Genomic DNA, 22075 nt, shown 5'->3' with positions numbered 1-22075 from the left:
GAGCCGGCGCGAGTATGCGCCGGGTCAGGCCTTGTCGGCCTTGCGCTGCGCCTTGAGCTCGGCCTTCAGCTCCTTCTTCGCGCGCTTGTACTGCACCGGCGCAACGGGGGAGTCGTAAGACACGGACTCACCGCGCTCGTCGCGGCGGAAGTCCACGATGGCTCCGACCGCGAGGGCGATCGTGATTCCCCAGCTCAGCCACGCCAGGACGGCGCGCCAGGTGATCGGCGCGTCCCGGGTGCCGCGCAGCAGCGCGATCCCACCGGTGATCGCGCTGAACAGGCCGCTCGCGAAGAGGTAGTTGCGCATGCGACCGAGTCTAACCAGCGCATCCGCGGCGGGAGGAGAAGCGGCGCGCTCCGTGGAGATGCGCTCTGCGCCGAACGATGGCGCTCCCGATACACTGGGCCGATCACCGTTGTGCATTACCGGCCGCCGGCTCTTCCGGCGGAAAGCGGCGGCACCTGACTGCGTCCCCCTCGTGCGGCGACGCCAGAGACCTGTTCCGCAATGACCTCTTCGCGCACCTCGCCCGTCCCCGCCGTTCCCAGCCTGTTCCGCAGGGTCGGGCTGTCCTACTTCGTCATCGCCTTCATCGCCCGCCTGCCGTTCGCGATGATGGTCGTCGGCGTGCTGACCGTCGTGGTCGCAGCCCGCGGCTCGGTGGCTCTCGGCGGACTCACCTCGGCTGCGGTCGGCATCGGCAGCGCGTGCTTCGGTCCGCTGCTGGGCGCCGCTGCCGATCGCCGTGGTCAGCGGATCGTGCTCGCCGTCGTCGCTGTCGCCAACGCCGCGGCCCTCGTGGTGTTCACGCTGGTCGTCTACTCGTCCGCCGCCGAGCCGTTCGTGCTGCTCAGCGCGTTCGCGATCGGCGCCACCGCTCCGCAGGTCTCTCCGATGTCGCGATCGCGGCTGGTCACGATCATCGCCGAGCGCGTCCCGGCCGAGCGGAGAGCGCGTACGACATCGTCGACGATGTCGTACGAGTCCGCGGCCGACGAGACGGTGTTCGTGTTCGGGCCGTTCCTGGTCGGTGTGCTGGCCACCGCGATCGCTCCGTGGATGCCGCTCGTGCTCGCCGCCGCACTCATCCTCGTGTTCGTGGGAGCGTTCGCCCTGCACCCCACCGCCGCTCATGTGTCGACGCAGCGCGGCGCCGACGGCCGCGCCACGTCGCGGGTGTCGGCGCTGTTCCGGCCCCGGCTGCTCATCGTCGTGGCCGGAATGCTCGGCGTCGGCGTGTTCTTCGGGGCGATGCTCACCTCGCTTACGGCGTTCATGACCGAGCACGGGCGCCCGGAGGAGGCGGGGCTGCTCTACGGAGCGCTCGGGGTGGGATCCGCGATCCTGGCGCTCAGTGTGGCATTGCTGCCCGCCCGGTTCTCCCCGCCTGCTCGCTGGCTGCTGTTCGCGGGCATCTTGTTCGGGGGGAGCCTGATGCTGCTCTGGGTGCGGGACCCTCTGGCCATGCTCGTCGCGCTGGCCGTGATGGGATGCGGGATCGGTCCCACCCTGGTGACCCAGTTCAGCCTGGGCGCCGCATTCGGACCCGTTGATCGGTCGGCCACCGTCATGACGATGCTCGGATCCGCGATGATCGTCGGGCAGGCCGCCGGCGCCGTGGTCACGGGCCAGGTCGCCGACGCCTCGGGGGCGCAGGCGTCCCTGCTGCTGCCGGTGATCGCGGCGGGCCTGGTGCTGCTCACGGGCCTCGTGAACGCGGTGCTGGCGCGGGGCGGACGCAGCGCTTCCTGACGCGGGACGACGCCGGGGCGCATCGGGTGACTAGCCTGGAGGAGGCATCCGCCGCTGCCGTGAGGAGCGTTCCCATGACTTCGTCCACACCCACCGCCTCTTTCGTGATCGTCGCGAACCGACTGCCGGTCGACCGTGTTCCGGGCCCCGACGGCGAGGTGATCTGGCGCCGCTCGCCGGGCGGTCTCGTCGCCGCACTCGAGCCCGTCATGCAGTCCGTCGACGGCGCCTGGGTGGGCTGGGCCGGACAGCCGGACCTCGACCTCAAGCCGTTCACCGAGGGTGGCATCCGGCTGCTGCCCGTGGCGCTCTCGACGCAGGACGTCGAGGAGTACTACGAGGGGTTCTCGAACGATACGATCTGGCCGCTCTACCACGATGTGATCTCCTCGCCGCAGTACCACCGCGAGTGGTGGGACGCGTACGTGCGGGTGAACCGGCGGTTCGCGGAGCGGGCCGCGAGCGCGGTCGCCGAGGGCGGCACGGTATGGGTGCACGACTACCAGCTGCAGCTCGTTCCCGCGATGCTGCGCGAGCGCCGTCCCGACGTCACGATCGGCTACTTCCACCACATCCCGTTCCCCGCGCACGGGCTCTACGCCCAGCTGCCCTGGCGGGACCAGGTGCTGCAGGGTCTGCTGGGCGCCGACGTCGTCGGCTTCCAGCGCGCGCAGGACGCGACGAACTTCCTCGCCGCGGTGCGCCGCCGGCTGCGGCTGGACGTCAAGGGCTCCACGGTGTCCGTGCCCTACGGCGGCCCCCGCACGGCCGTCGCCCGTGCCTTCCCGATCTCGATCGACACCACGCCCTACACCGAGCTCGCCGCGAGGCCCGATGTGCGCGCCCGTGCCGCGGAGATCCGCGAGGGCCTCGGCAGTCCGAAGAAGATCCTGCTCGGGGTCGATCGGCTCGACTACACCAAGGGGATCCGGCACCGGATCAAGGCGTTCGGGGAGCTGATGGACGCCGGGCGGATCTCCGTCGAGGACGTCACCCTCGTGCAGGTCGCCAGCCCCAGTCGCGAGCGGGTGGACGCGTACGTGCAGCTGCGCGACGAGATCGAGTTGGCCGTGGCGCGCATCAACGGCGACCACGACACCATGGACCACACGGCGATCCGCTACCTGCACCAGGGGTTCCCGCGGGAGGAGATGGTGGCGCTCTACCTCGCCGCGGACGCGATGCTCGTGACGGCGCTCCGAGACGGCATGAACCTCGTGGCGAAGGAGTACGTCGCCACCCGCGGGGATCACCGCGGCGTGCTGGTGCTCAGCGAGTTCACCGGTGCCGCCGATGAGCTGCGTCAGGCCGTGCTCGTGAATCCGCACGACATCGAGGGGCTCAAGGACGCGATCATGCAGGCGGTGGAGATGCCGCCGCGGGAGCAGTCCCGGCGCATGCGGGCCCTGCGCAAGCGGGTGCTCGAGAACGATGTGAACGCCTGGTCGCGGGAGTTCCTCGCGGCCCTCGAGAACGTACGGAGTGCACGATGACCCGCGACTGGACCGCTGCCGAGACCGATCCCGCGCTCGCCGCGATCGCGCGCACCCCGCGACTGCTGGTGGCGCTCGACTTCGACGGCACGGTCTCGCCGCACGTGGTCGATCCGATGACGGCGAGAGCGTTGCCGGCGGCCGTGGCCGCGGTGAACCGGCTCGCCGCCCTGCCGGAGACGTTCGTCGCGTACGCATCCGGCCGCAGCCTGCATGATCTGCGGGAGATCACCGAGCACGAGGACGGATCCAGGATCCTGCTGGCCGCATCCCATGGCGCGCAGTTCTGGTTCCCTGACACGGGGGAGGAGACCGATCTCTCCACCGAGCCGGGGGATCGGGACGAGGTGATCGCCGAACTGCGCGAACTGATCGGCGACCTCGACGGCGTCGTCTATGAGCCGAAGACGTTCGGGTTCGGCGTGCACACGCGGTCGGCCGCGCCAGGGCAGGAGGAGCTGGCCTTCGTGCGCGTCGAGAAGTGGGCGCCCGAGCGGATCCCCTCATGGCGGCGGCGCACCGGGCACCATCTGCGCGAATACTCCTGGCGCGACGAGGGCAAGGACGCGGCGCTCTCGCGGCTGCGCGAGCACGTCGGCGCCACCGCCGTGCTGTTCGCCGGTGACGACGTCACCGACGAGGACGGCATGCGCACGCTCGGCGGCGCGGACCTCGGCGTGCGGATCGGCGCCGGCGAGACGGCGGCGACGCTGCGGGTCGCGGATCCGGCGGCGTTCGCCGTGCTGCTCGACGCCCTGGCGGACGCCAGAGCGGCCGCGCAATAGACTGCTTCCATGCGCGCGCAGCACGGATCCGGTCGTCCGTCCGTCGCGCACGCCGCCGTCGGGAGCATGGCCGATCATGCGTTAGGCTTGATGGACGTTCGAGACGTGATCGGCACAACCGGATCCCGAATCGAACACAGAGCTCCGGTGGTCGCGCAGATCGCCGGGCGCGATGGTGATCTGATTCGGGTCGATATCGCGGCTCGCGATCTCGGCCCACTCGCCGAGACGCCAGAGCCGGGCTCCTACCGCGACGGCGTTCGTCGCGACGTCGAGCCGACCTCTCCGCGCTGCACCCGAGGCGTTCCAGCCCAGCATTCCCGACCCCTGCGGTCCGCCCCCGGCGGACCGGGTCGGAGAGTCGTCCGCGACGGGGCATCGTCCCGCCGCTTCCGCCGATCGTTCACCATCGCAAGGAACCTTCATGACCGCTGATACCGCTCCAGCCGTCCCGCGTCCGCCTGCCCGTCCGGCAGCGGCGCCCGTTCTCACCGGCGCGCAGGCCGTCGTCCGATCCCTCGAGCTCCTCGGCGTCACCGACGTGTTCGGCATCCCCGGCGGCGCGATCATGGAGGTCTACGACCCGCTGATGAGCTCGACCGAGCTCCGGCACATCCTGGTCCGCCACGAGCAGGGCGGCGGGCATGCCGCCGAGGGCTACGCCACCGCGTCCGGCAAGGTCGGCGTGACCATCGCGACCTCGGGCCCCGGTGCGACGAACCTCGTCACGGCGATCGCCGACGCGTACATGGACTCGATCCCGATCGTCGCGATCACGGGCCAGGTGTTCTCCACGCTGATGGGCACGGACGCGTTCCAGGAGGCAGACATCGTCGGCATCACGATGCCGATCACGAAGCACTCGATCCTCGTCAAGCGCCCGGAGGACATCCCCGGTGCGATCGCGGCAGCGTTCGAGATTGCCTCGACCGGTCGACCGGGTCCCGTGCTCGTGGACATCACCAAGGACGCGCAGAAGGCGACGGCGCCGTTCGTCTGGCCGCCGAAGTACGACCTGCCCGGGTACCGCCCGGTGACGAAGGCGCACGGCAAGCAGATCCAGGCCGCGGCCACGCTGCTGGCCGAGGCCAAGAAGCCCGTGCTGTACGTCGGCGGCGGCATCATCCGCGGCCGCGCCTCGGAGGAGCTGCTCGCGCTCGCCGAGCTCACCGGCGCCCCCGTCGTCACCACGCTGATGGCGCGCGGCGCGTTCCCCGACTCGCACCCGCAGCACGTCGGCATGCCCGGCATGCACGGCACGGTGCCCGCGGTGCTGGCGCTGCAGGAGGCCGACCTGCTGGTCGCGCTCGGCACGCGATTCGATGACCGCGTGACCGGCAAGGCCGAGCTGTTCGCCCCGAACGCGAAGGTCGTGCACGTCGACATCGACCCCGCCGAGATCTCCAAGATCCGCACGGCCGACGTGCCGATCGTGGGCGGCGTGCGCGAGGTCATCACCGACCTGGAGGTGGCGTTCCGCAGCATCACCGGCGGCGCCAAGGGCGACATCGAGGAGTGGTGGGCGTACCTCGACGGTCTGCGCGCCGAGTTCCCGCTCGGCTTCACGCCGCCCGAGGACGGCCTGATGTCGCCGCAGCACGTGATCCAGCGGATCGGCGAGCTGACCGGCCCTGAGGCGGTCTACGCCGCGGGCGTGGGGCAGCACCAGATGTGGGCGGCGCAGTTCATCAAGTACGAGCGCCCCAACTCCTGGCTGAACTCCGGCGGCGCCGGCACCATGGGCTACGCCGTGCCGGCCGCCATGGGCGCCAAGGTCGCCCAGCCCGAGCGCGTGGTCTGGGCGATCGACGGCGACGGCTGCTTCCAGATGACCAACCAGGAGCTTGCGACCTGCGTCATCAACGACATCCCGATCAAGGTCGCGATCATCAACAACTCCTCCCTCGGCATGGTCCGCCAGTGGCAGACGCTGTTCTACGAGGGCCGGCATTCGAACACCGACCTGAACACCGGGCACGGGACGATCCGGATCCCCGACTTCGTCAAGCTCGCGGAGGCCTACGGCTGCCTCGCGATCCGCGTGGAGAAGGAGGAGGAGATCGACGCCGCCATCAAGCTCGCGCTCGAGACGAACGATCGCCCCGTCGTGATCGACTTCGTCGTCAGCGCGGATGCCATGGTGTGGCCGATGGTGCCGCAGGGCGTCAGCAACAGCTACATCCAGTACGCGCGCGACCACGCGCCCGCCTTCGACGAGGAGGACTGATCATGTCCACGCATGTGCTGAGCCTCCTGGTGGAGGACACCCCGGGTCTGCTGACCCGTGTCGCCGGTCTGTTCGCGCGTCGCGGCTTCAACATCGAGTCTCTCGCCGTAGGCGTGACCGAGGTTCCCGGGGTCTCCCGGATCACGGTCGTCGTCGACGTCGAGGACTTCCCGCTCGAGCAGGTGACCAAGCAGCTGAACAAGCTGATCAACGTCATCAAGATCGTCGAGCTGGAGCAGAACGCGTCCGTGCAGCGCGAGCACATGCTCGTCAAGGTGCGCACCGACAACAACACCCGCTCGAACGTGCTGGAGGTCGTGAACCTCTTCCGCGCGTCCGTCGTGGACTACGCCCCCGAAGCGCTGGTGGTCGAGGTCACCGGCGACAAGGGCAAGGTCGACGCACTGCTGCGGGCGCTCGAGCAGTTCGGCATCAAGGAGCTCGCCCAGTCGGGCCTGCTCGCGATCGGCCGAGGCGGCAAGAGCATCACCGAGCGCGTGCTGCGCGGCTGACACAGAACCACGGCCGGTCCCTCGACTGCTGAGCGTGTCGAAGCAGGCGGGCGGCCCGGCATCCAGAACCCCAACAAGGAGAAAACAACAGTGAGCACCGAGATCTTCTACGACGCAGACGCGGACCTGTCGATCATCCAGAACAAGAAGGTCGCGATCGTCGGCTACGGCTCGCAGGGCCACGCGCACGCGATGAACCTGCGCGACAGCGGCGTCGAGGTCGCGATCGCCCTCAAGGAGGGCTCGAACTCGATCGCCAAGGCGACCGAGGCCGGCTTCCCGGTCAAGACCGTCGCCGAGGCGACGCAGTGGGCCGACCTCATCATGATCCTCGCGCCGGACCAGCACCAGCGCGGCATCTACAGCGAGTCGATCGCGCCGAACCTGACCGCGGGCAAGACCCTCGCCTTCGCGCACGGCTTCAACATCCGCTTCGGCTACATCGACGCGCCCGAGGGCGTCGATGTGATCCTGATCGCGCCGAAGGCTCCGGGCCACACCGTGCGCCGCGAGTTCGTGGCCGGCCGCGGCATCCCGGACATCATCGCCGTCGAGCGCGACGCCTCGGGCACCGCCTGGGCGACCGCGCTGTCCTACGCGAAGGCGATCGGCGGCACCCGCGCCGGCGTCATCAAGACGACCTTCACCGAGGAGACCGAGACCGACCTGTTCGGCGAGCAGGCCGTGCTCTGCGGTGGCATGAGCCACCTCGTGCAGGCCGGTTTCGAGGTGCTCACCGAGGCGGGCTACCAGCCGCAGATCGCCTACTTCGAGGTGCTGCACGAGCTCAAGCTGATCGTCGACCTGATGTGGGAGGGCGGCATCGCCAAGCAGCGCTGGTCGATCTCCGACACCGCCGAGTTCGGTGACTACGTCTCCGGCCCCCGCGTCATCGACGCCGGCGTCAAGCAGCGCATGCAGGAGGTCCTCGCGGACATCCAGTCCGGCGCCTTCGCGACCCGCTTCATCGAGGACCAGGACAACGGCGCCGTCGAGTTCCTCGCCCTCCGCGAGAAGGAGCAGGGCCACCCGATCGAGGCCACGGGCAAGGAGCTGCGCGCTCTGTTCGCCTGGAAGTCGCAGGACGAGGACTACGTCGAGGGCAGCGCCGCGCGCTGACCTCGCCAGCCATACGGAGCGGGCGTGCCTTTCGGGGGGCGCCCGCTCTTCGTCCATGAGCGACGGCGCGGCGCTACACCGGGAAGGCCACGCCCTCGCCGACCACACGCAGGGCGATGCGCTGGCCGGGCCGGGTCAGAGCCGCGTTCCAGTGGCGGATCGTGATCGTGGGCGGTTCCGCGGACAACCGAGGATCGGTGTCGGCGCGCGGCTCCAGGTGGATCCGCACCGACGATTCCGCGCCGAAGTACACGCCCTTCTCCACGGTCGCGCGGATGGGCGAGTCGGCGACGAGCTGCACCTGCTCCGGCCGGAGCATCAGCTGCACGTGGCCTCGCGCCGGCGGGTTGCGCACAGGCACATAGCCGAGCGCGCAGGAGGCGAGGGACCCGTCCAGCCACGCATCCAGCACGATCGCATCGCCGAGGAACTCCGCCACGCCGCGGTCCACGGGGCGCGTGTACACCACGAACGGATGCCCGGTCTGCACCAGGCGGCCGTCGCGCATGACGGCGACCTGGTCGGCGAAGCTCAGCGCTTCGGACTGGTCGTGCGTGACGAGGATGGTCGTCGTCCCGGCGTCCGTCAGTATTCGCGCCACCGCCTCGCGCGTCGCGGCGCGCAGGCCGGTGTCGAGCGCGGAGAACGGCTCGTCCAACAGCATCAGCTCCGGCTCGCGCGCAAGCGCCCGGGCGATCGCGACGCGCTGCTGCTGTCCTCCGGAGAGCTGATCGGGGCGCCGGTCGGCGACGTCGCTCGGGAGCGAAACGAGGTCCAGCAGCTCGGCCACCCGGCGGTTCCGTTCGGCTCGGCTGAGATCGTCCAGCCCGAAGGAGATGTTGCGCGCGACCGTCAGGTGCGGGAAGAGCCCGCCGTCCTGCGTGACGTAGCCGATGTCGCGGCGGTGCACGGGCACCCAGGTTCCGGGCCCGACGACCGTGGCGGAGCCGAGCACGACCTCGCCCTCGTCGGGGCGCTCGAAGCCGGCGATGATCCGCAGCAGGGTGGTCTTGCCCGAGCCCGAAGCGCCGACGATGGCCGTGATGCCGCCGGTCTGCACGGCGAGATCGACGCCGTGCAGCACGCGATGGCCTCCGTAGGAGGCGGTGACGCCGGCGACCTGCAGGTGCGCGGTCGGCAGTGGGCCCGTGCCGGGGGAGGGCACGGCGCCGACGGATCCGAGATTGTGTGCGGTCATGCGGTCTCCGCGGTCGTGGGGGCGGATGTCGTGGAGCGGCCGGCCGACGCGTCCGCGGTGGAGAGCACCGTGGACTGGCGGAACAGCAGGTAGGTCATGGGGGCGGAGAGCACGATCAGCAGCGTCGCATAGGGCGCCGCGCCGGCGAAGTCGATCTCGCTCGACAGGCTCCAGAACCGCGTGGCCAGCGTCTGCACCCCGATCGGGGAGAGCAGCAGCGTGGCGGTGAGCTCCCCGGCCACGGCGAGGAACACCATCGCCAGGGCAGCGGCCGTGGCGGGGGCCACCAGGCGCAGGGTGACTCCGATGAACGCGCGCAGCGGGCGGCGCCCGAGAGCCTGCGCGGCCTCCTCCAGACTCTGCGGCGCCTGTGCGATGCCCGCCTGCAGCGGCACCAGTGCGCGGGGCAGGAACAGCAGCGCGTACGCGAGGAGCAGCAGCGCGGTGGTCTGGTACAGCGCCGGCACGAAGAAGAGCGAGACGGTGACGAGCGCGAGCGCGAGCACGATGCCCGGCATCGAGCTCGTGACGTAGTTCGTGCGCTCCAGCAGCCGGCTGAACGCGCCGGGTCGGCGCACCGCGAGCCAGGACAGGGGGAACGCGGCGAGGACCGTGACCACGCCGCCGCCGAGAGCGAGACCGAGGGTCTGCAGCAGCGTCGGCACGAGATCGGGCGCCGTCCAGACCGCCGCACCGCCGTAGGCCAGCCATCCGCCGATCACGACGGCGGGCACTCCGAGGGCGGCGATCCCGAGTGCGAGCAGGGCGACCTGCGCCGGGAGCTGCCATCCGCGCAGCCGGATCCGGCGGGGCGGTGCCGCGGAGCCGGATCCGATCCGTGCATAGCGGGCGCGTCCTCGGGCCCGGCTCTCCAGCAGGAGCAGGGCGAAGCACAGCAGCATCAGCACGCCGGAGAGCATGCTGCCTGCGGAGCCGTTGAACGTGGACCGGTACTGATCCATGATCGCGGTCGTGAAGGTGTCGAACCGGATCAGCGCGAACGCGCCGTACTCGCTCAGCAGATGGAGCCCGACGAGCAGCGCACCACCGAGCAGCGCCAGCCGCAGCTGTGGCAGCACGGTGCCGAAGAACACGCGCACCGGTCCGCGGCCGAGGCACGCGGCGGCCTGCTCGAGAGCGGGATCGAGTCGGGCCAGCGCCGCGCGCACCGGCAGATACACGAGGGGGAAGTACGACAGGGTCGCCAGCAGCACACCGGATCCGAGTCCGGCGAGCGAGGGGATCGCGGAGACCCAGGCATAGGAGTTGACGAACGCGGGGATCGCCAGCGGCATCGCGAGCATCGCGCCCCACGCGCCGGCGCCCGCGAGCGATGTGCGCTCCACGAGCCAGGCGCCGCCGACCCCGATCACGGCGCACAGCGGCACGGTGATCGCGACGAGGAGCACGGTGTTCGTGAGCAGCTCGCCGACGCGGGGTCGGAAGATGAGCGCGGCCGATTCGGCCCAGCCGATCTGCGCCGCGGTCGCCACCACGAACAACAGCGGCAGAAGCGAGAGCGCCGCCACGACGACGCCCGCCGCGATGACGACCCAGGCCCCCCGGGAGACGCCGCGGGGCGGCCGGAGCTGTCGCGCTCCGGCCGCCCGTCGGGAGGTGGTCGTCGTGGTGATGTCTGCGCCTTAGAGCAGGCCCGCCTGGGTCATCAGATCGGTGACCTGCTTGGAGTTCAGCGTAGCCGGGTCGATGGTCGGCGCCTGCAGGTCCTTGAGGGGGACGAGCTTCGGGTTGGCGGCCACCCCGGATCCGACCGGGTACTCGAACGAGGTGCCGGTCTGCAGGATCTTCTGACCCTCCGAACCGGTGACGAACGCGAGGAACTTCTGCGCGGCGGCCTGGTGCTTGCTCGACTTCAGCACGCCACCGCCGGACACGGAGACGAACGCGCCCGGATCCTGGTTCTTGAAGTAGTGCAGCTGCACGTTCTTGGAGTTCTCACCGGTCTCGGCCTGGTCGCCGAACCAGTAGTAGTGGTAGATGACGGCGCCGTCGATCTCGCCGGCGTTCACGGCCTTCATCGCGGTGGAGTTGCCCTTGTAGGCGACGGAGTTCGTCTTCATGGCCTTCAGCCACTCCTCGGCGGCGTCGGCGCCCTTGAGCTGCACGAGCGCCGAGACGATGGCCTGGAAGTCGGCGCCGGACGGGGACGCGGCCCAGCGGCCCTTCCACGACGGGTCGGCGAGATCCATGAGCGACTTCGGGAGCTGAGCCTCGGTGAGCTTCGACGTGTTGTACGCGAACACGGTCGAGCGGGCGGCGATGCCCACCCACTTGCCGGAGGACGGGCGGTACTCGGTCGGGACGTTCTTGAGCGCCTCATCGCCCGGCGAGGTGAACAGGCCGGCCTTCTCGACGGCCGACATCGACGGCGAGTTCTCGGTGAGGAACACGTCGGCGGGGGAGCGATCGCCCTCCTGGATGAGCTGCTGCGACATCTCGGTGTCGTCGCCGTTGCGCACCTGGACCTTGATGCCGGTCGCCTTCGTGAACGCGTCGGTCCACGACTTCGTGAGCTCCTCGTGCTGCGCGTTGTAGATCGTGATGGTCTGACCGGCGAGGTCGTCGCCGCCACCCGTGCTGGAGGTCGGCGCCGGGGAGCCGCTGCAGGCGGTGAGCGCGAGGGCGACGGCGGAGGCCGCCGCGGCGGCGGAGAGCAGTCGGAGGGAACGGTTCACGGAGTGTCCTTCGTGGAGGGAGAAGTGCGGGAGTCGCGAATCACATAATAGGTAAGGCAAGCCTCACCCAACAACCTGATGACCTTCCTGTGAACGGCGCGGAATCGGCGCGGAACCCCCGGCGGGCAACCGCGAGGAGCGGGTCAGGCCACGCCGTAGAACTGCGCAGCGTTGTCCCAGAAGATCGCGTCGACGTCGAGGCCGCGCTCGACGGCCCAGTCCGCCACCGTTCGCGCCCAGAGGTCGCGGCTCTCGGGTCGGTACTCGTGCGCCGTGCCGGTGACGGCGGAGACCGGCCAGTCGCTGCCCCAGAGCAGCCGGTCCGATCCGAACGCCTCGGCGGCCGCGTCGAGGAAGGGGATCACCTGCGCCGGGCTCCAGGAGCCGCCGGCCTCGGCAGGTAGGCCTGAGAGCTTGACGGACACCTGCGGATGCACCGCCAGGTCTGTCATGTCGCTGAGCCAGACGCCGGAAGGGCGGAGCGGATCCGAGGCGGTGCCGATCGCGGGCTTGCCGAGATGGTCGAGCACGATCGGCAGCGCGGGCACCGCCGCCGCGAGGTCGGAGACGTCGGGCAGCTGATGGGCGCGCACGCACGCGTCGAATCGGAGCCCGTGCGCGGCGAGGGCGGCCGCACCGTCGCGGAAGGCGTCGCTGCGCGCGGTGCCATCGGGCTCGTCCTGCAGGTTGTGCCGCACTCCGACCACCCCGTCGAGTGCGGTCAGGGCCGAGAGATGCACAGCCGTCTGCTCGCCGCGGTCGAGCCGGGCACCTGCCACGATGCCGACGACGCCGGTGGCCGCGGCGGTCTCCGCGACCCAGCGCACCTCATCGAGGAACTGCCTCTCGACGCACTCCGCCTGCACGAAGATCGCCGCGGCGCGTTCGACGCCGTCGACGGCTGCCTGCGCAAGCTCTTCGGTCGCGTAGCGACGGGCCAGCGGCCCGGCGAGCCACTCGTAGTCGAGGCGGGACGGATCCCACAGATGCAGATGGGAGTCGAGTACGCGCATGGGCACATCCTTCCGCAGATCGACGCCGTTGTGGCGCAGACATCCGATGTTCGTGAAAAGCCCCTAGGATGACGCCATGGCAGTCACCGACGAGGCGATCGAGAAGATCAAGGCGATGATCGTGTCGGGCGAACTCGGCCCGGGCGACCGGCTGCCCCCGGAGAAGGAGCTTGCCGAGCGGCTCGGTCTGAGCCGCAACTCGATGCGGGAGGCCGTCAAGGCGCTCGAGGTGATCCGCGTCCTCGATGTGCGTCGCGGCGATGGCACATACGTGACGAGTCTCGAACCGCATCTGCTGCTCGAGGCGATCAGCTTCGTCATCGACATGCACGACGACGACTCCCTGCTCGAGCTGTTCGCCGTGCGCCGCATGCTCGAATCCCAGGCGACGGGCCTTGCCGCGACGCACGGCGACGACGAGGCGATCGCCGCCCTGCAGGCCGAGATCGCCGGCGTCGATGCGGGCGTCTCGATCGACGACCTCGTCGCGCACGACATCCGCTTCCACCAGGACATCGTGCGGATGACCGGCAACGGCTACCTGGCGAGTCTCATCGACAGCCTGTCGAGCCAGACCATCCGCGCCAGGGTGTGGCGCGGTCTCACCGAGCAGGGTGCCGTCGAGCGCACGCTCTCGGAGCACCGTGCCATCGCCGACGCGATCGCGCAGCACGATCCGTCTCTCTCGACCTCGCTCGCCACCGCGCACATCGCGGGTGTGGAGCGCTGGCTGCGCCAGGCCACCCAGGCCTGAGCCCGGGCGGCCGAGCGTGGGGCCTATTTCGCCCGCAGGCGCAGCTGGGCCATCCCGCCGTCCACCTCGATGAAGGTGCCGGTGGTGGATCCGGAAGCGGGGCTGACGAGGTAGACCACGGCACCGGCGACCTCGTCCGGCGACACCAGCCGGCCGTGCGGCTGGCGGGCGCTGAGCGCGGCGCGCTCTGCAGCGGGGTCGGCGGCGGAGTCGAGCAGGCGCCCGACCCACGGGGTGTCCGCGGTGCCGGGGTTGACCGCGTTGACCCGGATGCCCTCGCGGAGGTGGTCCGCGGCCATGGCCCTGGTGAGGGCCGACACCGCGCCCTTCGATGCGGAGTAGAGCGCACGCTGGGGCAGGCCCGTGGTCGACGCGATTGACGCGGTGTTGCAGATCGCCGCGGCGGGGGAGCGCCGCAGCCAGGGCAGCGCCGCGGCGGACACCCGGGCGATGCCGGTCACGTTGATCGAGAGCACGCGCGCCCATTCGTCGTCATCGTTCGCCGCGACGTCGCCCTGGGCGCCGATCCCGGCGTTGTTCACGACGATGTCGATGCGACCGAAACGCTCGCCGATCGCGGTGATCGCGGCGTCGACGCTCGCACGGTCCGACACATCCGCGGTGAACGCGGCGAATCGCGCATCGGCACCGGTCACGTCCCGGTCGAGCACGGCGACCTGCGCGCCCTGATCGTGCAGCTGCGCGGCGATCGCCGCACCGATCCCTGACGCGCCGCCCGTGACGATCGCGACGAGTCCCTCGACCTGACCGGTCATGCCTGTGCCTCCCATGCCGTGAATTCCTGACGCTGGCCGCCCAGCCCCTCGATGTCGATCTCCACGACGTCCCCGGCGCGCAGGTACGGGAACTTCCCGCCGAACGCGACGCCCTGCGGCGTGCCCGTGAGGATCAGGTCCCCGGGCTCGAGCGTCATGTACTGCGAGATGTGGTGCACGATCTCGGCGACCGAGAAGATCATGTCGTTCGTGTTCGAGTCCTGCCGCGGTTCGCCGTTCACGAAGCTGCGCAGCCGCAGGTTCTGCACGTCGACCTCGTCGGGCGTGACCAGCCACGGGCCGGTCGGATTGAACCCGAAAGCCGCCTTGCCCTTCGACCACTGCCCGCCGGAGACCTCCATCTGGAACGCCCGCTCGGAGACGTCGTTGCAGACGACGAACCCGGCGATGTGCGCAGCGGACTCGGCGGGGGAGTCGAGGTAGGCGGTGCGGGATCCGATCACGATGCCGAGCTCGACCTCCCAGTCGGTCTTCTCGCTGCCGCGCGGGATGGTCACCGCGTCGTCGGGGCCGACCACGGTATTCGGCGTCTTCAGGAACAGGATCGGGACCGTGGGCGGTTCCGCCCCCGACTCGCGGGCGTGCGCGGCGTAGTTCTGCCCCACGCAGATCACCGCGCTCGGGCGTGCGATCGGCGCCCCGATGCGGAGCGTGTCCGCGTCGGCGAGCTCCGGCAGGGTGCCGGCGTCGAGCGCGGCACGCGTGCGCTCGACAGGGCCTGCGGCGAGGAAATCACCGTTCACATCGGAGGTCACGGACCGCAGATCGTACGTACGGTCCTCGGCGATGACGACGGGGATCTCGGATCCGGAGTCGCCCAGACGCGCGAACTTCATGATTCTCCTGCCTTGTCTCGGGGATGGATGGATCCTCCGCCAGAACGGCGAGGGCGAACGCATCCCGCGTTGACAGTATAGACATCCGATGTTTACACTCCAACTGTCGAGAAGCGATCCGGTCGTCCGCGCCCCCGGTTCTCGACATCAGGCCCAGAACAGGAGAACCGTGAGCCGCATCGTCGCGCTGGAGACCAGCGACATCCGATTCCCCACCTCGCTCAGCCTCGACGGCTCCGACGCGATGAACCCCGACCCCGACTACTCCGCGGCATACGTCATCGTGCGCACCGACGCGGCGGACGGCATCGACGGGCACGCCTTCGTCTTCACGATCGGCCGTGGCAACGATGTGCAGGTCGCGGGGATCGACGCGCTCGCCGGGCACCTGGTCGGCCGTGAGCTGGAGCCGCTGCTCGACGACATGGGCGGGACGTTCCGAGAGCTCATCGGCGACTCGCAGCTGCGCTGGCTCGGGCCGGAGAAGGGCGTCATGCACATGGCCATCGGCGCCGTGATCAACGCCCTGTGGGACATCAAGGCCAAGCGCGCCGGGCTCCCGCTCTGGCAGCTGCTCGCCCGGATGACCCCGGAGGAGCTCGTCGACCTGGTCGACTTCCGCTACCTGACGAACGCCCTCACCCGCGAGGATGCGCTGGCGATCCTGCGCGATGCCGAGGGCAGCCGGGCCGAACGCGAACAGCAGCTGATCGAGTCCGGATACCCGGGCTACACGACGAGCCCCGGCTGGCTGGGCTACTCGGACGAGAAGCTCGAACGACTGGCCCGCGAGGCGATGGCCGACGGGTTCACACAGATCAAGCTCAAGGTCGGCGCCGATCTCGACGACGACATCCGCCGGTTCCGCAAGGCCCGCGAGGTCTGCGGCCCCGACTTCCCGATCGCGATCGATGCGAACCAGCGCTGGGAGGTGTCCGAGGCGATCGCTTGGGTGAACGCGCTCGCGGAGTTCCACCCCGCATGGATCGAGGAGCCCACCAGCCCCGACGACGTGCTCGGGCACGCCGAGATCGCCCGCGGCGTCGCGCCGATCCGGGTCGCCACCGGCGAGCACGCGCAGAACCGGGTGATCTTCAAGCAGCTGTTGCAGGCCGAGGCGATCCAGGTCATGCAGATCGATGCGGTGCGCGTGGCGGGCGTGAATGAGAACATCGCGAACCTGCTGCTCGCCGCGAAGTTCGGCGTGCCGGTGTGCCCGCACGCCGGCGGCGTGGGGCTGTGCGAGGCCGTGCAGCACCTGTCCATGTTCGACTTCGTCGCCGTCTCGGGCACCCGCGAAGGGCGCATGATCGAGTACGTGGATCACCTGCACGAGCACTTCGTGGTGCCGACCGACATCCGGGGCGGCTCCTACTCCGCGCCGACCGCACCCGGCAACGGCATGGAGATGAAGGCTTCCAGCCGCGCCGAGTTCACCTGGACCGGCGAGCACCGCGAGGCGGGCGCGCATGTCTGAGCGCGTCGGAGCCGCTGCTCTGTCCCCGATCCCGGTCCTCGGCTACGGCGCGGCGAACGTCGGAAACCTGTTCCGTGCGCTCACCGACGACGAGGCCTGGGCCGTGCTCGACGCCGCGTGGGAGAGCGGGATCCGCCTCTACGACACCGCGCCGCACTACGGGCTGGGGCTCTCGGAGCGCCGGCTCGGGGCGTTCCTGCAGACCAAGCCGCGGGACGAGTACGTGCTCTCGACCAAGGCGGGGCGCCTGCTGCGCCCGAACGCCGAACACGTCGCGGGCGGACTCGACACGGCGAACGACTTCCACGTCCCGGATGAGCTGCGGCGCGTCTGGGACTTCTCGGAGGCGGGGATCCGCGCCAGCCTCGACGAGTCACGCGAGCGCCTGGGCATCGAGCGGATCGACATCCTCTACCTGCACGACCCGGAGCGCCACGATCTCGACCTGGCGCTCGCCGAGGCGTTCCCCGCGCTCGAGGAGCTGCGCGCAGAGGGGCAGGTGAGCCGGATCGGCATCGGATCCATGACCGCCGACGCGCTCACCGCCGCGGTGCGCTCGGCCGACCTCGACACGATCATGGTCGCCGGACGGTACACCCTGCTCGAGCAACCGGCGGCCGTCGACGTGCTTCCGGCCTGCGCCGAGCGCGGCACGGACATCGTCGCCGCCTCGGTGTTCAACTCCGGGCTGCTCGCGCAGAGCGAGCCGCGCCGTGACGGACGCTACGAGTACGGGGCGCTGCCGGAGGAGCTCTGGCAGCGGCTCACCCGGATCGCCGAGATCTGCCGCGCGCACGACGTGCCGCTGCCGGCTGCCGCGATACAGTACCCGCTGCAGTCCCCGGTCGTGACCTCGGTCGTGGTCGGCGGAAGCCGTCCGGAGCAGCTTCGCCAGAACGCGCAGCTCGCCGCGATCGACATCCCCGCGGAGCTCTGGGGAGAGCTCGCGGCCGAGGCGCTCATCCCGGCTTGAGCGGCGACCGGCGCAACGGCCACGACGAAGGGAACGACATGCTCGAAGGAATCGACCCGCTGCTCACCGGTGAGCTGCTGCTGCACCTCGATCGGATGGGCCACTCGGACGCGGTCGTCATCGCCGACGCGCATTTCCCGGCGTGGGCGCTCGGCGCGCGCGTCATCGATCTGCCTGGCACGACGACGCCCGCTGTGGTCGCGGCGATCCGCTCGGTGCTGCCGCTCGACGACGCCCCCGGCATGGACCTCATGGAGTCCGCCGACGGGTCCGTGCTCGACGTGCAACGCGAGCTCATGACCGCGGCCGGCACCGAGGAGCGGACCACGCGCTTCGTGGAGCGCTTCGCGTACTACGACGTCGCGAAGGGCGCCTACCTCATGGTGCGCACGGGGGAGACCCGCAAATACGGCAACGCGCTGCTGCGCAAGGGCGTCGTCGGGCACCCCTCCGCCTGAGCCGCACCACCCAGGAACGAGAAGGAGGCAGGGATGCGACAGCAGTGGTTCGACGATGCCCGGTTCGGGATGTTCGTGCACTTCGGCCTGTACAGCGGAGCCGCGCGGCACGAGTGGGTGCAGAACTACGAGCGCCTGACCGCCGAGGAGTACCGGGTCTACTTCGACCACTTCGACCCCGATCTCTTCGACGCCGCCGCGCTCGCCCGCCGCGCGAAGGCGACGGGGATGGGATACGTGGTGCTCACCACGAAGCACCACGACGGCTTCTGCCTGTGGGATTCGGCGCTCACCGACTACACCTCGGTCACCGCGTGCGGGCGGGATCTCGTCCGCGAGTACGTCGACGCGCTGCGGGCGGAGGGCCTGCGTGTGGGCCTGTACCACTCGCTGATCGACTGGCACCACCCCGACTTCACCGTCGACGCCAACCACCCGCGCCGCGACGACGCGATCGAGCACGATCGCAACCGCGAGCGCGACATGGACCGCTACCGGGCGTATCTGCACGGACAGGTGCGCGAGCTGCTCACGCAGTACGGCGACATCGACTACCTGTTCTTCGACTTCACCTACCCCGAGGCGAAGGACGGCTGGGAAGGCAAGGGGCCGCGCGATTGGGACGCGGAGACGCTCCTCGCTCTCTGCCGCGAACTGCAGCCGCAGATGCTCGTGAACGACCGCCTCGGGATCCCCGGCGACTTCGTGACCCCGGAGCAGTATCAGCCGACCGCGCCGATCGTGGTCGACGGCCAGCCGCAGGTCTGGGAGGCGTGCCAGACGATCAACGGCTCCTGGGGCTACCACCGCGACAACCACGACCAGAAGTCGGCTGTGCTGCTCGCGCAGATGCTCGCCGACTCCGTGTCGATGGACGGCAACATGCTGCTCAACGTCGGGCCGGTCGGCCGGGGAAGCCTCGCCCCCCGCGATGAGCAAGTGCTCGCCGAGCTCGGCGAGTGGATGCGGCTGCACCGCCACGCGATCGTCGGCGCCGGGCACGCTGCCTTCGCCGCTCCCCGCGAGGGCGTCTACACCCGACGCGGCGACCGCCTCTACCTGCACCTGTTCTCGTGGCCGCTCGGATACGTGCACCTCGAGGGCCTCGCCGACCGGGTCACCTACGCGCGGCTGCTGAACGATGGATCCTGGCTGAAGACCTCGGTCACCGATCCTGACCAGGAGGCGACTCTCATGACGCCCGCGGGGGAGGCTGAGGGCACGCTGACGGTGCATCTGCCCGTGCAGCGCCCCGACGTGCTGATCCCCGTCATCGAGCTGACGCTCGCACCGGGCGCCTGACCGGCGCGACCTCGAGGCTCACGCCACGGGGTCGACGAGCTCCGTCGCCAGCCGGGCCGCGCCGTACAGTGCCGCATCCGGCCCCGTCTGGGCCGACTCGATCCGCAGGGTCTGGGTGGCGAGGGGATGGCAGGCCTCGTATACGCGGCTGCGCACGGCGGCGAGGAAGGGCTCGCTCGCGCTCATGCTGCCGGTCAGGAACACGGCGTGCGGGTTGAAGAAGTTCACGACGCCGGACAGCACCTGACCGAGGTGCGTGCCGGCCGTGCGCACGAGTGTGGTCGCGATCGGGTCGCCGTTGCGTGCGAGTTCCAGCACCTCCGCGGCGCCGGAGACGGCAACGCCGCGCTCGCGCATCTGGCGGACGAGACCTGCGCCGCTCGCAATGGTCTCGAGGCAGCCGTGGTTGCCGCAGGAGCACGGGATGTCCGCGGCCTCGGCGACGCGGGTGTGCGTGATGTCGCCGGCCGCCGCGGTGGCGCCACGGTGCACGGAACCGGCGACGATGATGCCGGATCCGATCGCCGTTCCGGCTTTGACCGTGATGCTGTGCTGATCCCGGTGGAGACTGCGATGGTGCTCGCCCAGCGCCATGAGATTCGCGTCATTGTCGACGGCGGCGGGGACGCCGAAGCGTTCGGTCAGAGCCTCGCCGACGCGGAACCCGGGCCACCCGGGCATCCGTGAGGGCTGGTCGACGCTGCCGGTCTCGAAGTTGACCGGCCCGGGGAGCGCGATGCCCACAGCTCGGATGTCTGCCCCCTCGGCGAGCTCGCGAAGACCGGCCTCGACGAGGGCGAGCGTCGCCTCAGGGCCGTCTGCGATCGTGATCGGGATCGTGGCTGTCCGGTGCAGATGACCGCCGAGGTCGAGGACGCCCAATCGAGCGTGCTCGCCCCCGAGTTCCGCGGCGAGCACGCGGTGCGGCGTGCCGCCCAGGGAGAGGCGGCGGGCGCGCCGCCCGCCGGAGGACTGCGCCTGACCGTTCTCTCGCAGGATTCCGGCGTCGACGAGCTCCTGCACGCGCAGGGAGGCGGTCGACGGTGCGATGCCGAGCAGGCGCGCGAGATCCGAGCGGGACGATGCCTCCCCGCGCGTCACCAGCTCGACGATCTGTCGTGCGTGGTCACCGGACGTGGGTGCCTCACGACGGTCAGGGGACCGGTCTGCCGAACGTGCCATGACACTTCCTTCGAGGTCGAATGAAGATCACTCTAATGCGGAAGTCGCCGGACTTCGGGATTCATCACGGAATTCTCACGATCCGACGCAGACATCCGATGTTCAGCTGGAGTTTCCCGGGCGCCTCTGACAAGATGAGGGCATAACCCCGAACTACTTCGTTCGACATCGAATGAAGCAAGGATCTGTTCGTGCCTGAGGAGGCATTTCAATGAAGAAGACTCACCTCGTCCCCGTGGCGGCGTTCACGGTGGGCGCCGCGCTCGCGCTGACCGGCTGCGGCAGCTCGAGCAGCAGCGCCGGCGCCGACGACAAGACCGTCGTGGTGGACATGTGGGCGGGATCCGCCGACGACACCAAGGCGCTCCAGGCGCAGATCGACGTCGCCAAGAAGCAGAACCCCGACCTGAAGATCGAGCTGCGCACCGCGCCGTGGAACGACTTCTTCACGAAGCTGACCACGAACATGGCCTCCGGCAACATGGCGTGCGTCACCGGCATGAACAGCGGCATGCTGTCCGGCTACACCTCGGGCTTCCAGAAGCTCACCGCGGACGACCTGAAGACCGCGGGCCTCAAGGAGGACGATTTCGCCTCGGGCACGACCGAGATCCTGAAGAACAAGGGCGACCTGTACGGCCTCCCCTTCGACACCGCCACGATGCTCGTCTACTACAACGCCGATCAGCTCAAGGCCGCCGGCGCCGCAGACCCGAAGCCGGGCTGGACCTTCGATGATTTCGAGAAGACCGCCAAGGCCGCCACCCGCGATGGCAAGCAGGGCTTCGCCGTCGGCATGGGCGACTTCCAGTGGCAGGCGCTGCCGATCGCGAAGGCGGGCGTGCAGCCGGCGTCGCAGGACGGCAAGCTGCAGCTCACCGACAAGAAGTTCTCCGACGCCGCGACCTGGTACGCGGGGCTCGTCACGGACCAGAAGGTCGCTCTGCCGGTCGCCAGCGCCTCGGACGGCGGCTGGGGCGAGGATCAGTACTCCAACGGCAACGCCGCGATGGCGGTCGACGGCACCTGGAACGCCGTCAGCTACCTGAAGAACGAGGCGGGCTTCACCGCAGGCATGGCGCCGCTGCCGGGTGAGGGCAAGGATTCGCTGAGCCTCATCCTCGGCTCCGGATACGGCATCTCCAAGACCTGCAAGAACAAGGACGCCGCGCTCAAGGTGCTCGGCTCGCTGCTCAGCAAGGACTCGCAGGACTACATCGCTTCCTCGGGCCGCAGCTACCCGGCGCGTGCGGAGAGCCAGCCGCTGTACTTCCAGTCCATCGATGAGAAGTTCCGTCCGCAGGTCGAAGAGGTCTTCAAGGCCGCCTTCGCGAACGTGCAGGGTCAGTACGTCACCGACAACTGGTCGAAGGTCGGCAGCTATATCCAGCCGCAGCTGGTGAGCGTCTACAACGGCCAGACCCCCATGGCCGAGGTGCTCAAGAGCGCTCAGCAGCAGTTCGGCAAGTGATCGACTCCCGGTCCGGCGGATCCGTCC

The 22075-nt window shown here is 69.9% G+C and carries 21 protein-coding genes; 13 read left to right on the top strand and 8 right to left on the bottom strand.

Translation table 11 applies throughout. The features are described from left to right. Positions 1-24 precede the first annotated feature (24 nt). Positions 25-309, bottom strand: a complete 285-nt coding sequence (locus AC1DCT_RS03805) for a hypothetical protein (RefSeq protein ID WP_440732074.1) — start codon at positions 307-309, stop codon at positions 25-27. A 201-nt stretch (positions 310-510) separates the two neighbouring features. Here AC1DCT_RS03805 and AC1DCT_RS03800 point away from each other — a divergent pair, with 201 nt between their 5' ends. The 7 genes from AC1DCT_RS03800 to ilvC all read left to right on the top strand — a co-directional run bounded on the left by AC1DCT_RS03800 (position 511) and on the right by ilvC (position 7891). Continuing rightward, positions 511-1755, top strand: coding sequence for an MFS transporter (locus AC1DCT_RS03800; RefSeq protein ID WP_477427567.1), 1245 nt, complete (start codon positions 511-513; stop codon positions 1753-1755). A 74-nt stretch (positions 1756-1829) separates the two neighbouring features. Continuing rightward, the gene (locus AC1DCT_RS03795) at positions 1830-3248 is read left to right on the top strand and encodes an alpha,alpha-trehalose-phosphate synthase (UDP-forming) (protein ID WP_477427565.1); all 1419 of its coding nucleotides are present in this window, start codon (positions 1830-1832) and stop codon (positions 3246-3248) included. Continuing rightward, positions 3245-4033, top strand: coding sequence for a trehalose-phosphatase (otsB, locus tag AC1DCT_RS03790; protein WP_477427563.1), 789 nt, complete (start codon positions 3245-3247; stop codon positions 4031-4033). Before AC1DCT_RS03795 ends, otsB begins: the two co-directional genes overlap by 4 nt. Positions 4034-4042: 9 nt before the next feature. Beyond that, positions 4043-4468, top strand: coding sequence for a hypothetical protein (locus AC1DCT_RS03785; protein ID WP_477427562.1), 426 nt, complete (start codon positions 4043-4045; stop codon positions 4466-4468). Beyond that, the gene (locus AC1DCT_RS03780) at positions 4458-6260 is read left to right on the top strand and encodes an acetolactate synthase large subunit (RefSeq protein WP_477427560.1); all 1803 of its coding nucleotides are present in this window, start codon (positions 4458-4460) and stop codon (positions 6258-6260) included. Before AC1DCT_RS03785 ends, AC1DCT_RS03780 begins: the two co-directional genes overlap by 11 nt. Before the next feature lie 2 nt (positions 6261-6262). Next, positions 6263-6772, top strand: a complete 510-nt coding sequence (gene ilvN / locus AC1DCT_RS03775; protein ID WP_477427558.1) for an acetolactate synthase small subunit — start codon at positions 6263-6265, stop codon at positions 6770-6772. 90 nt (positions 6773-6862) lie between these two features. After that, complete coding sequence (ilvC, locus tag AC1DCT_RS03770; protein WP_440732068.1) at positions 6863-7891, top strand: ketol-acid reductoisomerase; 1029 nt, start codon at positions 6863-6865, stop codon at positions 7889-7891. A 73-nt stretch (positions 7892-7964) separates the two neighbouring features. Here ilvC and AC1DCT_RS03765 read toward each other — a convergent pair whose 3' ends face one another. The 4 genes from AC1DCT_RS03765 to AC1DCT_RS03750 all read right to left on the bottom strand — a co-directional run bounded on the left by AC1DCT_RS03765 (position 7965) and on the right by AC1DCT_RS03750 (position 12798). After that, entirely contained in the window at positions 7965-9089 is a 1125-nt protein-coding gene (locus tag AC1DCT_RS03765; RefSeq protein ID WP_477427556.1) for an ABC transporter ATP-binding protein, read from the bottom strand. Then, positions 9086-10618: an ABC transporter permease gene (locus tag AC1DCT_RS03760; protein ID WP_477427554.1), complete on the bottom strand. Its 1533-nt coding sequence runs from the start codon at positions 10616-10618 to the stop codon at positions 9086-9088. The genes AC1DCT_RS03765 and AC1DCT_RS03760 overlap by 4 nt, the downstream gene beginning before the upstream one ends. A 114-nt stretch (positions 10619-10732) precedes the next feature. Then, on the bottom strand, positions 10733-11785 hold the full coding sequence (locus AC1DCT_RS03755; protein WP_440732065.1) for an iron ABC transporter substrate-binding protein: 1053 nt from the start codon (positions 11783-11785) through the stop codon (positions 10733-10735). Positions 11786-11928: 143 nt separating this feature from the next. Continuing rightward, the gene (locus AC1DCT_RS03750) at positions 11929-12798 is read right to left on the bottom strand and encodes an amidohydrolase family protein (protein ID WP_477427552.1); all 870 of its coding nucleotides are present in this window, start codon (positions 12796-12798) and stop codon (positions 11929-11931) included. A 76-nt stretch (positions 12799-12874) separates the two neighbouring features. On the opposite strand from AC1DCT_RS03750, the gene AC1DCT_RS03745 reads away from it, so the two are divergent. Then, positions 12875-13552 (top strand): FadR/GntR family transcriptional regulator, encoded by a 678-nt coding sequence (locus tag AC1DCT_RS03745; protein WP_477427550.1) that lies wholly within the window; start codon positions 12875-12877, stop codon positions 13550-13552. Positions 13553-13575: 23 nt separating this feature from the next. Here the strand turns inward: AC1DCT_RS03745 and AC1DCT_RS03740 are convergent, their stop codons facing one another. Beyond that, positions 13576-14328 (bottom strand): SDR family NAD(P)-dependent oxidoreductase, encoded by a 753-nt coding sequence (locus AC1DCT_RS03740; RefSeq protein WP_477427548.1) that lies wholly within the window; start codon positions 14326-14328, stop codon positions 13576-13578. Next, on the bottom strand, positions 14325-15185 hold the full coding sequence (locus AC1DCT_RS03735; RefSeq protein ID WP_477427546.1) for a fumarylacetoacetate hydrolase family protein: 861 nt from the start codon (positions 15183-15185) through the stop codon (positions 14325-14327). The genes AC1DCT_RS03740 and AC1DCT_RS03735 overlap by 4 nt, the downstream gene beginning before the upstream one ends. A gap of 169 nt (positions 15186-15354) precedes the next feature. On the opposite strand from AC1DCT_RS03735, the gene AC1DCT_RS03730 reads away from it, so the two are divergent. The 4 genes from AC1DCT_RS03730 to AC1DCT_RS03715 are packed head-to-tail and all read left to right on the top strand — an operon-like array spanning position 15355 to position 19395. Continuing rightward, positions 15355-16662 (top strand): L-fuconate dehydratase, encoded by a 1308-nt coding sequence (locus AC1DCT_RS03730; protein WP_477427544.1) that lies wholly within the window; start codon positions 15355-15357, stop codon positions 16660-16662. Further along, positions 16655-17635 carry an aldo/keto reductase gene (locus AC1DCT_RS03725; protein WP_477427543.1) on the top strand — a complete coding sequence of 327 codons (981 nt, stop codon included), beginning with the start codon at positions 16655-16657 and terminating at the stop codon, positions 17633-17635. Before AC1DCT_RS03730 ends, AC1DCT_RS03725 begins: the two co-directional genes overlap by 8 nt. Positions 17636-17673: 38 nt before the next feature. Next, complete coding sequence (locus AC1DCT_RS03720; protein WP_477427541.1) at positions 17674-18093, top strand: RbsD/FucU family protein; 420 nt, start codon at positions 17674-17676, stop codon at positions 18091-18093. A gap of 33 nt (positions 18094-18126) precedes the next feature. Further along, complete coding sequence (locus AC1DCT_RS03715) at positions 18127-19395, top strand: alpha-L-fucosidase (RefSeq protein ID WP_477427539.1); 1269 nt, start codon at positions 18127-18129, stop codon at positions 19393-19395. 18 nt (positions 19396-19413) lie between these two features. Here AC1DCT_RS03715 and AC1DCT_RS03710 read toward each other — a convergent pair whose 3' ends face one another. Further along, positions 19414-20577: an ROK family protein gene (locus tag AC1DCT_RS03710; RefSeq protein ID WP_477427537.1), complete on the bottom strand. Its 1164-nt coding sequence runs from the start codon at positions 20575-20577 to the stop codon at positions 19414-19416. 211 nt (positions 20578-20788) lie between these two features. Between AC1DCT_RS03710 and AC1DCT_RS03705 the strand changes: the two genes are divergently transcribed. Next, complete coding sequence (locus AC1DCT_RS03705; RefSeq protein ID WP_440732055.1) at positions 20789-22048, top strand: ABC transporter substrate-binding protein; 1260 nt, start codon at positions 20789-20791, stop codon at positions 22046-22048. Positions 22049-22075: the final 27 nt, after the last annotated feature.

The sequence above is a fragment of the Microbacterium sp. 10L49 genome (assembly GCF_056395125.1).
This window is presented reverse-complemented; position numbering and strand designations above follow the sequence as displayed.